This is a genomic window from Varibaculum sp. (assembly GCF_008661855.1).
Lineage (GTDB): Bacteria > Actinomycetota > Actinomycetes > Actinomycetales > Actinomycetaceae > Varibaculum > Varibaculum timonense_A.
The window spans coordinates 19,616-34,871 of record NZ_RPZY01000061.1 but is presented as its reverse complement, the minus strand read 5'-3'; the positions used below and the strand labels follow the sequence as shown (position 1 = coordinate 34,871).

12 protein-coding genes and 2 tRNA genes are annotated in these 15,256 nt (G+C 52.0%); 7 read left to right on the top strand and 7 right to left on the bottom strand.

The annotated features are described in order from the left end of the window. Positions 1–23: 23 nt before the first annotated feature. Positions 24–266 carry an RNA-binding S4 domain-containing protein gene (locus QZT94_RS08750; RefSeq protein ID WP_296762548.1) on the top strand — a complete coding sequence of 81 codons (243 nt, stop codon included), beginning with the start codon at positions 24–26 and terminating at the stop codon, positions 264–266. 1,011 nt (positions 267–1,277) lie between these two features. Here the strand turns inward: QZT94_RS08750 and dnaE are convergent. Continuing rightward, positions 1,278–4,826: a DNA polymerase III subunit alpha gene (gene dnaE, locus QZT94_RS08745; protein ID WP_072510061.1), complete on the bottom strand. Its 3,549-nt coding sequence runs from the start codon at positions 4,824–4,826 to the stop codon at positions 1,278–1,280. A 127-nt stretch (positions 4,827–4,953) separates the two neighbouring features. Between dnaE and QZT94_RS08740 the strand changes: the two genes are divergently transcribed. After that, positions 4,954–5,030: transfer RNA gene (locus QZT94_RS08740), tRNA-Lys, on the top strand. Between the two features lie 65 nt (positions 5,031–5,095). Here QZT94_RS08740 and QZT94_RS08735 read toward each other — a convergent pair. The 6 genes from QZT94_RS08735 to QZT94_RS08710 all read right to left on the bottom strand — a co-directional run bounded on the left by QZT94_RS08735 (position 5,096) and on the right by QZT94_RS08710 (position 9,971). After that, positions 5,096–5,572 carry a peroxiredoxin gene (locus QZT94_RS08735; RefSeq protein WP_072510062.1) on the bottom strand — a complete coding sequence of 159 codons (477 nt, stop codon included), beginning with the start codon at positions 5,570–5,572 and terminating at the stop codon, positions 5,096–5,098. Between the two features lie 113 nt (positions 5,573–5,685). Further along, positions 5,686–5,770 (bottom strand) — tRNA-Leu (locus QZT94_RS08730). A 50-nt stretch (positions 5,771–5,820) separates the two neighbouring features. Further along, positions 5,821–6,930 (bottom strand): tRNA 2-thiouridine(34) synthase MnmA, encoded by a 1,110-nt coding sequence (gene mnmA / locus QZT94_RS08725; RefSeq protein WP_296762552.1) that lies wholly within the window; start codon positions 6,928–6,930, stop codon positions 5,821–5,823. After that, entirely contained in the window at positions 6,931–8,190 is a 1,260-nt protein-coding gene (locus QZT94_RS08720; RefSeq protein ID WP_296762554.1) for a cysteine desulfurase family protein, read from the bottom strand. After that, positions 8,190–9,173, bottom strand: coding sequence for an electron transfer flavoprotein subunit alpha/FixB family protein (locus tag QZT94_RS08715; protein ID WP_296773378.1), 984 nt, complete (start codon positions 9,171–9,173; stop codon positions 8,190–8,192). The genes QZT94_RS08720 and QZT94_RS08715 overlap by 1 nt, the downstream gene beginning before the upstream one ends. A gap of 9 nt (positions 9,174–9,182) precedes the next feature. Then, positions 9,183–9,971: an electron transfer flavoprotein subunit beta/FixA family protein gene (locus tag QZT94_RS08710; protein WP_296762558.1), complete on the bottom strand. Its 789-nt coding sequence runs from the start codon at positions 9,969–9,971 to the stop codon at positions 9,183–9,185. Positions 9,972–10,165: 194 nt separating this feature from the next. On the opposite strand from QZT94_RS08710, the gene QZT94_RS08705 reads away from it, so the two are divergent. The 5 genes from QZT94_RS08705 to glgX all read left to right on the top strand — a co-directional run bounded on the left by QZT94_RS08705 (position 10,166) and on the right by glgX (position 15,169). Next, a complete protein-coding gene (locus QZT94_RS08705; RefSeq protein WP_296762560.1) occupies positions 10,166–10,882 on the top strand; it encodes an ABC transporter ATP-binding protein in 717 nt (238 codons plus the stop codon). Next, a complete protein-coding gene (locus QZT94_RS08700; RefSeq protein WP_296773376.1) occupies positions 10,879–11,097 on the top strand; it encodes a hypothetical protein in 219 nt (72 codons plus the stop codon). Before QZT94_RS08705 ends, QZT94_RS08700 begins: the two co-directional genes overlap by 4 nt. A 39-nt stretch (positions 11,098–11,136) precedes the next feature. Further along, positions 11,137–12,177 (top strand): hypothetical protein, encoded by a 1,041-nt coding sequence (locus QZT94_RS08695; RefSeq protein WP_296762565.1) that lies wholly within the window; start codon positions 11,137–11,139, stop codon positions 12,175–12,177. Next, a complete protein-coding gene (locus QZT94_RS08690; protein WP_296762566.1) occupies positions 12,174–12,599 on the top strand; it encodes a hypothetical protein in 426 nt (141 codons plus the stop codon). The genes QZT94_RS08695 and QZT94_RS08690 overlap by 4 nt, the downstream gene beginning before the upstream one ends. 326 nt (positions 12,600–12,925) lie before the next feature. Beyond that, positions 12,926–15,169 (top strand): glycogen debranching protein GlgX, encoded by a 2,244-nt coding sequence (glgX, locus tag QZT94_RS08685; RefSeq protein WP_296773374.1) that lies wholly within the window; start codon positions 12,926–12,928, stop codon positions 15,167–15,169. The last annotated feature ends 87 nt before the right edge of the window (positions 15,170–15,256 follow it).

Here is a 15,256-nt window from a genome sequence, read left to right as displayed (position 1 = left end):
ATCAGTCTAGTATCATTTGAGACGTGACAAATAATAACAGCCCGACCTTACCGGCTATTTCCGTGCGCGGTGTCATAAAACTAGGACAGTTTCTAAAACTTGCCAACCTAGTAGAGGACGGAGCCGAGGCGCGAATACTGATTCAATCCGGTGACGTTACGGTCAATGGCGAGGTAGAAACCCGCCGTGGCAGTGCCCTTAAGCCCGGCGATGTGGTGCGGGTTAATCTCCCTGAGGGTACTAACGGCGCGCAGATTTCCCTTTAATATCTTTCGTTATTGTCGCTCTAGCTCGCTAAAAGAACCCCCCATTCTGAGCGCGGAACTTCCCGGCATATGCGTAGGCAATCACGACAATCTAAGGAGTATTTTCACCCTCCACAGACAAAACCACCCTCCCAATCCAGCCAAACCTTCCCCATATTGACCAAAATTCCCCACTCGGGAGGGCGATTCCGTCCCCGGAGGGTGATAACGTCAGGCAGACAGATACAACCAGGAAATATGCAGGACAACAACACCACCCTCCCAGAACAGTTTCACCCTCCCAAGACAAAAGCACCCTCCCAAAACCGGCAAACCACCCCAATTTCAACCATATTTCCCATCTCGGGAGGGTGAAACCGCACCGGGAGGGTCAAAACGTCAGCCAAAAGGGGCACAGCCGGTAAAAGATACGGAAGTAAGACCAGAAATGCAGAGGGAAAGTTTCCTCCGACTAGGAGCGGGGGCGCAGATTCATGCCGAGGGGTAGGATGCGGGAACTAAATCCGCTCCTGCACGCTCAGTACGTACCTTGCGGAAATCTGCTACCAGCTGTGCCCCTTGCATGGGGGAGAAGTTTTCTTCCCGTAGTCGCACGCATACAGGGGCGGATTTTGCCTCACGCCCCGAAATCCGGAAAATGCTCTGGCATTTTCACGGATTTAGCGCCCGGAGCCTACCCTGCGGCATAAATCCACCCCTGTATGCTCAGTACGTACCTTGCGGAAATCTGCTACCAGCTGTGCCTCTTGCGTGGGGGAGAAGTTTTATCCGAGTGGGTGCGGTGGGCATAAGAATTCGGAAAGCGCCGCCACGTTTTCCGAATTCTTGGGCAGGAGGAAAAACTTCTCCCCCACGCCCGCCCCTGTGCGCGGAAGGGAGGAAAAACCCAGGCTCCGTGCGGGAACCGACGGAAAAACTTCTGCCCCGAGCGCTTTTACGACCCAACCCGTACGGTGGGATACCGCCTGTCTCAGGCGGAACGTCAGGACTAAACCGGCGGTGTACGGAAGGTTATTTGCGTTTTTCTAGGCAATGTAAACCTAGCAGGGTTTTAAGCTGCGCAGCCAAGCCAGAACCATAGTTTACCTGCAAGTTATCTCCAAGCTGAACTATTGTAAAACCGGTGGAAGTATATAGATGCATTCGTACTGGACTTTGTCCGGGACTAGAAGCAAGCACTTCACGCAGATTCCCAGCAACTTCTTCGGTTAGCCGATTAGCGGGGATATAAATATTTAGCGGGCCGTTTTTAACCTGACTAATATCTGGCAAGGTTAGTTCCTGCGCATATAGCGAGGCTTCATCGTCACGAACCCGCACCCGCCCTCGTACACTGACAATCTCGTCCTCTACCAGGTCTTGAGAATACTTTTGGTAGGTTTGCGGGAAAAACAAGACATCGGTAGCCCCGGAAATATCTTCAATCGTGGCGATTGCCCACAGATTACCGTCTCGTTTAGTGGTTTTACGTTGCAAACCAGTGATTAACCCACAAATCTGGATTTGCTGACCGTCCTTCACCCCATCATCGGAAGAAAGATCAATAATCTCGGTGTCACTGTTATGAGCGAGAATAGTTTCCATTCCTTGGAGAGGGTGGTCAGAAACGTAAAGCCCCAACATATCGCGTTCATATTTCAGTTTCTGCGATTTATCCCATTCCGGTAAATCAGGAATTTGAATGGTGAACGATACGCCCGCATCTTTACTCATCGACCCGAAAAGATCCTCTTGCCCCATAGCGGCATTTCGTTTCACATCGATTACTGAATCAACGGCTTCGATATGGATAGATTCTAGGGGACGACGAGTGTGCCCTAAAGAGTCGAAAGCTCCAGCTTTAATCAGGGACTCGATTACGCGTTTGTTACAAACCTCAATCGGAACTTTGTCCAGGAAGTCATGGAAAGAGGTGAACGCGCCCTTTTCGGTTCGGGTTTTCACGATTTCAGCAACCACGTTAGTTCCGACATTGCGCACCGCCGATAGACCGAAACGGATAGACTCGCCAACCGCAGTGAAATCTGAGGCGGAGGCATTCACGTCCGGCGGGAGTACCGCAATATTCATACGCCGACATTCTCGCAGGTACAGGGCTAGTTTATCTTTGTTATCTTTGGTGGAGGTCAGCAGTGCCGCCATATATTCGGTGGGATAGTTGGCTTTTAGATACGCCGTCCAATAGGAAACTAATCCGTAGGCTGCAGAGTGCGATTTATTGAACGCGTAGGAGGAGAATGGAACCAGAATTTCCCATAGTTTACTGACTGCCTCTTCAGGGTATCCGCGTTCGATCATTCCGTCATGGAAACGCGAATACTGTTTATCCATCTCCTTTTTCTTTTTCTTGCCCATGGCGCGGCGCAAAATATCTGCTTGCCCCAGGGAATAGCCAGCAACCTTTTGGGCGATTGCCATTACCTGTTCCTGGTAGACGATAAGGCCGTAGGTTTCGTCCAAAATATCGGCGAGGGCTTCGGAGAGGGCGGGGTGAATGGGCTCGATTTCTTGGCGGCCGTTTTTCCGCAAAGCATAGTTGGTGTGCGAGTTTGCCCCCATAGGACCAGGACGGTAGAGGGCGCCGACCGCGGATATATCGGAGAATTCGGTGGGTTTCATTAGCCGCATTAGCGACCTCATTCCCGCGGAATCCAACTGGAATACCCCCAAGGTTTCTGCCCGGGAAAGTAGCTCATAGGTGGGGCGGTTATCTAGGGGAACTTGCTCTAAATCTAGGGGTTCTTTCCCATTAGCCACGATATTGTCGAGGGCGTCCGAGATGACGGTCAGGTTACGTAGCCCCAGGAAATCCATTTTCAACAGTCCCAAGGTTTCACAGGTGGGATAGTCGAATTGGGTGATAATCGCCCCGTCAGCAGGTCGTTTCATCATGGGGACAATATCGGTTAAATCATGGCTGGACATGATTACGGCGCAGGCGTGCACTCCCCATTGGCGGGTTAGCCCTTCTAGACCTTGCGCCATTTTGATAACTGGTTTTACTTCGCCCTCGTTATCGGAAACATATTGGCGAAATTCGCTGGCTTCCCCGTAGCGGGGATGCTTGTCATCGTAGATTCCCGAGAGCGGAATATCTTTACCCATAATCGCGGGGGGCATTTTCTTGGTGAGCTGGTCACCTAGCGCATAGGGTTTATCCATGATCCGGCAGGAGTCTTTTAAGGCCTGTTTGGCTTTGATTTTGCCGTAGGTGACTACCTGTGCGACCCGGTCTTTCCCGTATTTTTCGGTCACGTAATCGATGACTTCTCCGCGCCGGCGCTCATCGAAGTCTACGTCGATATCGGGCATAGATACCCGCTCGGGGTTGAGGAAACGTTCGAACATTAACCCGTGTTCGAGGGGGTCGAGTTCGGTTATCCCCATCGCGTAGGCCACGATGGATCCGGCTCCGGAGCCACGTCCCGGCCCTACCCGGATTCCTTGCGCTTTCGCCCAGTTAATATAGTCGGCTACTACCAGGAAGTATCCGGGGAATCCCATCTGGGTGATGATTCCGCATTCATAGTCGGCTTGTTTTTGGGATTTTTCGGGTATGCCTTGCGGGTAACGCCGGTGTAGGCCGCGCTGGACTTCTTTTACGAACCAGCTGGTGGTGTCTTCTCCGGCCGGAACCGTGAATTGGGGCATATAATCGGCGCCCTCGGCGGTGGTTTTGAAATGCACTTCGCACATTTCTGCGATTTTCAGGGTGTTATTGCAGGCTTCGGGGAATTCGGAGAAGAGTTCCCGCATTTGCTCTGCAGTTTTCAGGTAATACCCTGAGCCCTCGAATCGGAAGCGGTCAGCATCGTTTAGGCGCGAACCCGAGTTGATACACAGTAGAGCGTCCTGGGTGGGCTGGTCACTTTCGAGGACGTAGTGGGAGTCGTTGGTGGCGATGAGGGGTGCGTTAATAACTTTTGCGAGTTCCAGTAGCTCGCTGCGTACCCGGCGTTCAATTTTGAGTCCGTGATCCATCAGTTCGACAAAGAAGTTTTCTTTACCGAAAATATCTTGCAGTTCTCCAGCGGCTTTTTTGGCTTCTTCCCATTGTCCTAGGCGCAAACGGGTTTGGATTTCTCCCGAGGGGCATCCGCTGGTTCCAATCAGTCCAGTTGAATAGCGTTCCAGCAGGTCTCGGTCGGCGCGCGGCCATTTTTGCATCTGCCCATCGATGGAGGCGAGCGACCCTAAGCGAAACAGGTTGTGCATTCCTTCGGTGGTGCGGGAAAGTAGCGTCATATGGGTGTAAGCGCCGCGTGCCGATACGTCATCTGCCCGCTGGCTTTCTTCTCCCCACCGTTGCCGGGTCTGATCAAAGCGGGAGGTTCCGGGGGTGATATAGGCTTCAAGCCCAATTATGGGTTTAATGCCAGCGTCGGTGGCGGCTTTATAAAACTCGTATGCCCCGAACAGGTATCCGTGATCGGTGATCGCTACTGCTGGTTGCCCGATTTCGACTGCCCGCTCTACCAGTTTTCCGATACGTGCTGCCCCATCCAACATGGAATAGTCAGTGTGAACATGAAGATGAACAAAATCTTTCGCTGACGCCATGCCCACCAGTTTATCCCGGCTCTGTCTTAGTTTTCTTCCGCGTGTGAATCTGCTCCCAATGCGGTTATCGGTTTCCCTAGGACGCACCTGGCGGGATAAAGTTTATTTCGTTGCGTTTAGCAGCGATGCGCCACTAGCTCAACTGGCTAGAGCATCTGACTCTTAATCAGAGGGTTCGGGGTTCGAGTCCCCGGTGGCGTACCAGGTTTATTTCCTTTGTTACCAGCCAATTATAGGTTTTACCCCTAATCCGAAGACGCTAACTGTTTTTAATCGATTCCCAGTTCTTTACGCAGACGAGCAACGTGTCCTTTGGCGCGTACCCGATATTTTGCCAACACAACTTTTCCATCTTTACCTACTACTATGGTGGTGCGGATTACTCCTTTTACCAGGCGACCATAGGAGTTCTTTTCCCCGTATGCTCCATAGCTGCTCATTACTTCGCGTTCCGGATCGGAGGCTAAGGGGAAGTTTAGGTCTTGCTTTTCCCGGAACTTTTCTAGAGCCGGGATTTTATCGGGGCTAATCCCCATGACTGCGTATCCAGCTGATTTTAGTGAGTTTAATGAGTCCCGGAAATCGCAGGCCTCAGTAGTACAGCCAGGGGTCGATGCCTTGGGGTAAAAGTAGATTACGGCGCCTTTTTCGGATTGTTTCAGCAGTTCTTGGAGACTAATTTCCTGATCTTGCTCAGTGGGTAAAGTAAAATCTGGGGCTATTTGCCCAACCTGTAGTTCTGCCAATGTTGTTCCTTTTAAGATTCACGGTTGTTACCTGAGCATATCTATCTGGCGCAACTCTAGCAATACGAAAGTAGATTAAACTATGCGTTTACGCTGGCTAAAGCATTTTGCTGTGGTACGCGAGGCGGGACTTGAACCCGCACGTCGTAAGACACTAGAACCTAAATCTAGCGCGTCTACCAATTCCGCCACTCGCGCTGGCTTGAATATATTAACCTACCCCAGCCCCTCCTTGCCAATTCGTTCTATCACATTGACGGATTTTCCTGCTTAAATGCACATTCGATAGTTGCCTCACATATTGCACGATTTCCGGAATAGACCACTAGAGATTGCCCGGAGGCGACTGCGCGAGTGGAGGTGAGCAACTGGGCGCGCATAGTTCCGTCTTGTCCTAACCAAACTTTCGCTGGTACTTCGCTCCCGTGGGCGCGATATTGCAAAGTTACTTCTACCTGCCCCGCTAGCGCCGAATCTCTCGAATCGGTCAGTAATACCACGTCGCTCGCTTCGATGATGTCTACACTCAGCAGCTCACTGGCTCCGACTACCACCGTATTGGTTTTCATATCGGTACCGAGGACGTAGCGAGGGCGACCATCGGCAGCCGGTCGCCCCAGGTTTAGTCCTTTGCGTTGCCCGATAGTGAACTGGTACGCCCCCGAATGAGTACCAACTTCCGCGCCGGAGGTATCAACGATTTTTCCCACCTGGTCACCCAGGTGGGAACGTAAGAAACCGCCGGTGTCCCCATCAGCGATAAAACAAATATCGTAGGAATCTGGTTTGGCAGACATGGGCAGGCCGCGCCGCTCAGCTTCTGCGCGCACCCTGCTTTTCGATTCATACTCCCCTAGCGGGAATATCACTTTCTCGAGGGCTTGCCGCCCCATTACCGCCAATACGTAGGATTGGTCTTTTTCGATACATTTGGCGCGGTGTAGTTCTACTCCACCCGCTCCGTTCACAACGCGCGCGTAATGCCCGGTACACACCGCATCGAATCCCAGCACATCGGCGCGGGTAGCGAGTTCCCTAAATTTTACGAATTCGTTGCAACGCACACAGGGGTTAGGGGTGCGTCCCCGGCGGTATTCATTGAGGAAATCTTCTACTACGGTTTCTTTGAAAGTTTCCGCCATATCCCACACGTAAAAGGGTATCCCCAGCATGGAGGCAGCCAGGCGGGCATCGGAGGCGTCTTCTACCGTGCAGCATCCGCGCGAGCCGCAACGGTTTTGGGTCTGGTTAGCGCTTAGCGCCATGTGTACGGCGGTAACGTCGTGTCCGGCCTCGACTGCGAGGGCGGCGGCGACCGCGGAATCTACTCCTCCAGAGAGCGCTGCTAATACTTTCATTTATTTCCTCTCCCGCTCTGCTAGTTTCCGGGAGGCACTCAAGGCTTGCGGTAGTGCCTGCAATAACCGGTCTACGTCATCTTCCCGGGTGGACCAGCCAAAAGATATCCGTAAAGATCCGAGGGAGTCCTTTTCGCTGTAGCCTTGCGCTAATAGTACCGGGGAGGGGCGGGCTACCCCGGTGTGGCAAGCTGACCCGGCAGAAGCACAGATTCCCGCCTGATCCAGGGCCAATAGCAGCCCTTCTGCCTCCGCACCTTGCAGCACAAACTGGACAATGCCGGGTACTGCCCGGGCGTCGCTAGCTAGTTTTATTCCCGGTATTGCTAGCGCTCCTTGCAGTAGTTTTTCTCGTAACTGCTGGTGGCGCCGGGTAGTTTCTGCTAGTTCCTGCTGGGCTGCCGCAAATGCTGCCGCTGCCCCTACCGCAGCAATCACATCTTGAGTACCAGCTCTGAGCGCCCGCTCTTGCCCTCCCCCGCGCCTATCGCTGTCGATGTTTACTTCCCGGCGAGCTAGCAGAATTCCCAAGGACGCCGGACCGCCCACCTTGTGACAGGCGAGAGAAAGGGTATCTACGGGCAATTTAGCGAAGTTTATTTCCTGTCGTCCGGCGGCGGCAATCGCGTCAGTGTGAATAGCAATCCGGCATTTATCTGCACTTTTCCTGGAAGTATTACCAGGTAGAGCTATTTCAGGAAGAACAGCAGCATTTTCCGGTACGTATTTACGTTCTTTTTCCCGCACAATCTGACAGATGTCGCGAAGAGGCTGAATAACGCCATTCTCGTTACACACGCTCATCACCGACAGTACTGCCACGGTGGCGGGATTAAGGCTGCGCACGTCCTCTAAATCAACTACCCCCTGGGAAGTAACTGGCAGCACTTTCATCTCAAATCCGTCTGCCGCCAAGTCGCGGGCATTGAGCCTAACCGCATCATGTTCTACCTGGCTGATTACCACTTGGGTACGCGAAGAATTTTGGCGGCGCACTGCCCTAGCCAGGCCGCGCAAGGCAAGGGCGCAAGAATCTGTGCCGCCCCCGGTGAAAATAACTTCTGCCGGTTCGGCTCCCAGCGCCCTTGCTACCTGGGCGCGCGCAGTTTCTAACAGGGCTGCTCCCCTACGCCCGGCGGCATGAGCCGAGGACGGATTAAGCCCTAGGCCCGCTACCGAACGCGCAGCGTCAGCCATCGCGTCAAGAGCATTAGGGCGCAGCGGCTCGGAAGCGGCGTTATCGAGGTAGGTTAGCTGCACTATGCGTCCAACGGTTTGATTCTAGAGAGGGCATCTGGAACCACGGTGAATAAATCCCCGACCACCCCGAAGTCTGCCATTTCAAAAATGCGCGCCTCGGGATCATCACAGATAGCCACGATTTTTTTGGCTCCTCTAATCCCGCAGACATGGTGGTGATCCCCGGAAATCCCCATCCCGATATAGAGGTTGGGGGCAACACTAATCCCGGATTGTCCGATTTGGGCGGCTCGATCCATCCACCCTTGTTCACAGACTACCCGGGTAGCCCCCACCGAGCCCCCTAAGACTTCTGCCAGTTCTTCAGCCGGTTTCGAGTCACTGTTCACGCCACGACCAACGCATACCACTACCGGAGCCTCGGTTAGACCGGCATGGGTGGAACCGATTTCTTCCCTAGAGACTACTTGAATCCGTTTTGTGGATTCCCGCAGCTGAACCGGGAGATTATCGGTTTCTACTTCGCCGGCTTCGGCTGCCGAAACCGCTGAAAGCGAAGTGGTGCGCATAGCCACCACTGGAATCCCGCGACGCATATAGTAGCTGGTTTCCCAAGTGCCATCGAGCACCGATTTACCGGCAATCAATTTTCCGTCAGCCACCTTTAGGCTGGTCACGTCCACACTAGCTCCTGAACCGAGGAGAATCGCGCCTTGTCCGGCTGCGTCCCGCCCCCAAGAGGTGGAGGGCAGCAGCACCGCCCCAAAATCTCCGGTACGAACCGCCGAAACCACCAGGTCAGCCAAGATTGCCCCTACCTGCCAGGTTCCAGTTTCCTCCGGGTTGAAATAGTAAACCTTTTTTACACCGCCCTGCGAGAAATGTTGGGGGGTAATTGAGGAGGGCGCAAGCGCTACTACCTTGCCACTGGTGATTTCGCGCGCCAGAGTAATCAGGCGCGCGGCCGCTACCGATAAATGCTGAGGATGAGCCGCATCTGGATGGGCAAAAACTAGGACGTCTTTTGCTATTTTTTCGCTCACGATTTCCTCCTACTTCTTCTGCGCGAAACCTGATTCGACCAGGTAGTTCGCTAATGCTTCGCCAGCATTTGTCGAGTCGGTAACTATCGTTCCCTGGTTCTTTTCTTGGCTATACAGCTGGGCATCCAAGACTTCTGTGCCAGAATCAGCTGCCCCTACTTCTTCAGGGCTAAGTTCTAGCTCATTTAAATCCCATTGCACAATGGTTTTTTTCTTTGCCGCCAACATTTCTTTAAATCCGGGATAGTGGGGCCGGTTAGCTTCGTCGTTTACCGAAAGCACCAGGGGATATTTTACCCGTAAGCTCAAATCAGTTCCCTGTTGATAACAGGTGGCTGCCACCGCCTCGGCGCTGAAACTAACTTCGGAAGCATCGGTTATTACCGGCAACCCCAGGGTGGTTGCCAAAGCTCCCGGCAGCATTGAAGTCATCCCGTCGAGGGAAGAACTTCCGCAAACCACCAAATCAACGTCCCCGATTTTTTGGATTGCCCGTGCTAGCACCCGAGCGGTCACGGTCACATCCGAGCCGGATAACGCCGAATCACACAGGTGGTAAGCCTGGTCTGCCCCCATTTGGAGGGCGCGCAACAGGGCTTTCTTTGCCCCTTCCGGCCCCATAGTAAGGGCAATAATCTCGGCTTCCGGTACTGCCGCTTTCGCGCTGAGCGCCGCCTCGATGGCGTTTTCGTCCAGGTCGTTCAGAGTATCTTCTTCTCCGCGCACCACGTGACCGTTTTCGATTCGCCGCTCAGATTGCGGGTTGGGTACATGTTTTACAGTTACGACAATCCTCATACTTCTACCTTGCCACAAGCTTTCCCAGCGAAAAAGTAGCCAGCAGGTCCTCTTTGCTCACAGAGGAAGTTTTTCGTCAAATGTTACTGCCGTCACGTATATACTTATTGCATCTGTTCAAGTGATGCCTTTGGCAATCCGCCTAGATTGCTACTTGCGGTTAACACCCGGCTTTCCAATGAAAGGTTGCTTTTTTGGTTATTGATAATCTTTCTTTCGCCTACCGCAAGCACCCCGTTTTTTCTAATGTCACCTTCGAGGTTGAAGCGGGCGTGACGGTACTTTTAGGACCGAACGGTGCTGGAAAATCGACTCTTTTTAAATGTATTACTCGCGCGCTGCGTCCAACTTCTGGAAACATACAAATACCTGAACAATATAAAATCGGCTACGTCCCGCAATCTTCGGAAATGCCCGCGGGAGCTAAGGTAATTCAAGTCTTAAACTATGCCGCGTGGCTGTGCGGGAAAAATGGCGACTCCCAAGAGCAAAGCGTTAAGCAAGTTATCGATACCCTATCGTTAGAAAAACTACTGAAACGTCGGGTGCGAACTCTCAGCGGCGGAGAACGACAACGAGTAGCCCTAGCGGTAGGAATAATCGACAATCCTCGGTTACTACTTCTTGACGAACCAACAGTAGGTTTAGATCCTTCGCACCGCTATCATTTGCGGCAAACAATCTCTGAACTATCAAAAAACCGTTGCATACTTTTAAGTACCCACTTAATTGAGGACGTTACCCAAATCGCCCAAAGGATTGTGTTACTCAGCGGAGGGACTTCATTTTTCGCTGGTTCAGTTAGCGATTTCGTCCACCGATTTACCGGAGAAAACAGCGTCACCAGTACCGCAATAGAGCGCGCCTATGACCAGGCAGTTAATGATTCTTTGAAAGCGTCAGCTGTATGAAGCTAAAACAGAAACTAACTTGGTGGCCAATCCCAAAAACTATTCTAGCTTTCGTGTTCGTGATGATGGCTGCGGGAGCTTTCATCGCCTCCCTCTCTGCCCTCCAGGCAGATTATTTCCTCTTGTCAAAAACTAACCGTTTACTTCACGATGCTTTGTTGATTCCTGGTTCTCTACTAGCAGGGGCAAGCAGTGCCATAGCCATTATGATTTGACCTAGACAAGGAATTTTTCAGGTCAATAGCACCGGTAAAATGCGATCTAAAGCCGCCATGCGACAACTGGGAATCATCGTTGCATTCGCTATTACCGGGCATCTTCTTGGCTGCACCCCACTGCTTTACTTCACTAGCCGTTACGGGAGTGGTGGAAGTGCATCGTGGGCAAGCTTACTGGTCGCTTTTTCTGGGGTTATAACGCTAGTCGCTATCGGTTTTTTCACCGGAGTTGCCATAAAAAGAATCTTTATAGCACCCCTGATATCGGTCGCTACTTTTGCTCTAATGGCAATAATTTCCGAACCGATACTGCGTCCTTTGGCTCTGCTATTTCCGGTTCACCAGGTAGCGGGCTCGGCTCGTTTTGAAACCAATCCGGCAGTAGCAGTCTTCTCGCTGATATTTGCCTGCACGCTGCTGTTAGCAGGCTACAGCGCATTAAGTTTCCCGCTTACAGGCAAAAACCCAGGTTCATCTGCGCACCTACTCCCCCAAATAGTTCCCATAGTATGCGTCCTTGCGCTGGCCGGATGCGCTTTTGTATGGCGACCAGAATTGCTAACCGTTCACCGACCGGTGAAAACCAGTTGCTTTAAGACTCAAGAACTCCAGGTCTGCCTACATGAACAAAACCTGCCAGCACGCACTTCGATACAAAAAAGTATCAACCGGCTGCAAACGGTTGGAATCAGTTCTCTGCTAACCACCATTAGTGACGATGCCGCTGTTGAACGAGATTTACCGAGAAACGGCGAGGCTTTCATCATTGTTGATTCCGGTCCTTATGATAGCGAAAACGTTGCTAATAGCCTGGAAGAAAGCATTGCTTGGCAGGTGGTGAGCGCGGCTACCACCGACCGCTGTATCGACAAGACGAAAACTATCGAAAGTCACGACCTCAATTCTGCAATCGCTCATGAGCTGCTTCAGCGCACCAAATACACCAATCTAGCCGAACATATTTCTCCGGAGGTAAACTCCACATTTGCGCATATGAACGAGAGGGAACTTAACTCATTCCTGCACACCCAAAATAAGCTCATCACCTCCTGCTCCCTGAAAAACAAAACGCTATGAACACCGTTAATGGATTCCTGCACGCCCGCAACGCCTACGTGGGTGCGTTGTTCCTGATTGCGTTATCCATACTTTCCCTATCTTTCCCCATGACCTACATCGGGGTTAGCGTGAAAGCCGGGTTTCCTGCCCGCGCAGTAGGTATCGCAGAGATATGCGCACTCATTGCCGCCAGTTTTCTCCCCACATTTACCAAGCCGCACTTCAATAAGGCTGAGCGTAAAGCTCCCCCAACCCGTCGGGCGATCCACAGCATTTTCACCGCTTTAGTGATCATTAGCCCTTGTGTGCCCGCTATCACCTGGTATTTACGCATCAATATGGAGCGAACTGGGCTATCAACTTCCCGGTATAATCGGTTTTCTCGGCACCCCTATCATTTTGGGATCCCTGTCCATGCTCGCCCTCCTTTTAGCCGGTAGAGCAGTATCTATAGTTACACCCACGTTAGTTTTCTCTACTATCGTAGTGACGCAGCACCTGTTTCCCCTAGGAATTACCGCGCAAGTATTCGCCACCGCTAAAAATTGGCACAGCAGCTGGTTACTGGTATCGACATTATTTATAACCGCCCTATTAGTCTCCTATCCCCTAGCCTCAATTCCTTATCAACAGCAGCGGCGATTAGCCCTGACTACCCCTGATTAGCCACTTTTCCAAAGGGGAAAGGTTCTAAAATAAAAAGCTCAGATAAGCTTTTTACCTGTATAAATAGGTGGACAGACAGTCAAGATATAGGATTCACCTTGTGCATTTAGTGAACGACTCTTTTCAGCCGTCCAGTCCCTCGGTAAACGCTGGTGCAACCCAACCTAGCCGCCTAGGGGTATATCTAGAGGGAGACGGGGTTGATATTGCTGTCACCGCCCCTAATGCCCAGGCGGTAGAAGTCTGTTTTTTCACTTCCGGAGAACCTACAGCCCAAGAAACGCGCTACCGATTGCTCGGACCAACAGATGGTATTTGGCACGGCCACGTTGCCGGGATAACGGCTGGAACTTGCTACGGCTTTCGCGCCTGGGGACCGTGGAATCCGGAACAGGGACATCTTTTTAACCCCTATAAGCTCGCCCTCGACCCCTATGCCCGCGCGATTAGTGGAAACGTTGAGCTTTGCAGCCAAACCTACGCCCATAAAACAGATGCGGCGCTCTACCCGCTGTATCCTTTCCAATTAGACCCCACCAACTCGGCGCCCTTTACGGCACGCGCAGTGGTAGTAGATAAACAGTTTGAGGTAGTTCCCGGTCCTAAAACCTCCTGGGAAAATACCGTAATATACGAAGCTCATGTCAAGGGGCTCACCAAACAGTTACCGGGAATACCCCAGGAACTACAGGGGACCTACGCCGGATTGGCACACCCGGTAACTATTTCCTATCTAAAAGATCTGGGAATCACCGCGGTTGAACTATTGCCGGTGCACGCTAAACTCTCGGAAGCATTCTTAAACGAGCGGGGATTAAGTAACTATTGGGGATATTCCACCCTGTCCTATTTCGCTCCGGAACCCTCCTACGCCACCAGTAAGGCTCGCTGTCTAGGACCTACCGCAGTCCTTGATGAGTTCCGGGGCATGGTTTCGATTCTGCATGAAAATGGGATAGAAGTGCTGCTAGATGTGGTCTATAACCACACCTGTGAAGGCAGTTCAGATGGACAGGCACTTTCTTGGCGCGCCCTAGATAATGCTATGTATTACCGCCTGAATTCCCAAGGTGGAAACATTGATTACACCGGTTGCGGAAATACTTTGGATACTTCCCATCCGCGAGTAGTCCAAATGATTCTTGATTCTTTACGTTACTGGGTTTCCGAGGTAGGGATTGATGGTTTCCGCTTTGACCTGGCGGTTACTTGCGCGCGTGGCGAGGAGCATTTCACCCGTTTCCATCCTTTCTTCCAAGCCTGCTTAGATGACCCGGTTTTGCGGGACGTTAAAATGATTGCCGAGCCTTGGGACGTCGGACCAGACGGTTGGAAGACCGGAGATTTTCCGTTACCGTTTTCTACCTGGAATGACCGTTACCGGGACACCGTCCGCGGTTTTTGGGTATCCGATGGGCGGGCGCAGGCTCGGGGCGAATCTCGCGGGGCTCCCCCTTTTGAACTGGCATCTCGCCTTTCTGGTTCCCAAGATATTTACGGGGCTGGGCATATTCCCGCAGTCCGTTCCCCGCGTTGCTCGGTTAATTTCCTGACTGCTCACGATGGCTTCACTTTGGGGGATTTGGTTAGCTACGACCATAAACATAATGAAAATAATTTAGAGAACAACCGCGACGGTTCAGATAACAACCTGTCTTGGAATCATGGTAGTGAAGGACGGGTGTTTATTCCCGGTCATGAAGCCGAGAAAATATTACAAACCGATTCTCCTTTAGCAGAGTTAGCTGCCGCCAGGATTCGTTCAACGCTCAATATGTTTACCACCCTGTTTATCTCTTCCGGTACCCCGATGATGCTGGCAGGTGACGAGTTTGCCCGCACTCAAGGTGGCAATAATAACGCCTATTGTCAAGACAATGAGACTACCTGGTTGAATTGGGAACTGGCGGAGTGGCAAAAAGAGCTCTACAGAGCTGTACAAAAATTGATTACTTTGCGACGTGAACACCCGGTTTTCCGTCCTTCAAAGTTTTTGACTGGTAAACCTCACCCTGGGGACACGATTTCGGATTTGTCGTGGTACAACCAGGTGGGACTATTAATGGGCGACCGGGCGTGGCATGACCCTGCCAGCCGGGTTTTCCAAATGTTACGTTCCGGACGCCCCTATGGCGATCAGGATTTGCTGGCAGTTTTCAATGGGATGCTTTCCCCGAAACATGTGCGTTTAGCTCCGGGTCGAGGAACTGCCTACCACGAGGTATGGGATTCTGCGATTACAGAAGCTGACGAGGACGTGCCTTCGCTTAACCTGGCCGGTGACGATATCCTGCTTGAGCCTTTATCTATCAAACTTTTCCTAGCCGATTCCCGCGAGGATTAGTCTCTTTTCCCGGCTAGCTTCGCCCCAGTTAGCTTCGCCCCAGCGATATCCGGGGCGAAGCTTTGCCGTGGGTTTTTTCTTGCAGAA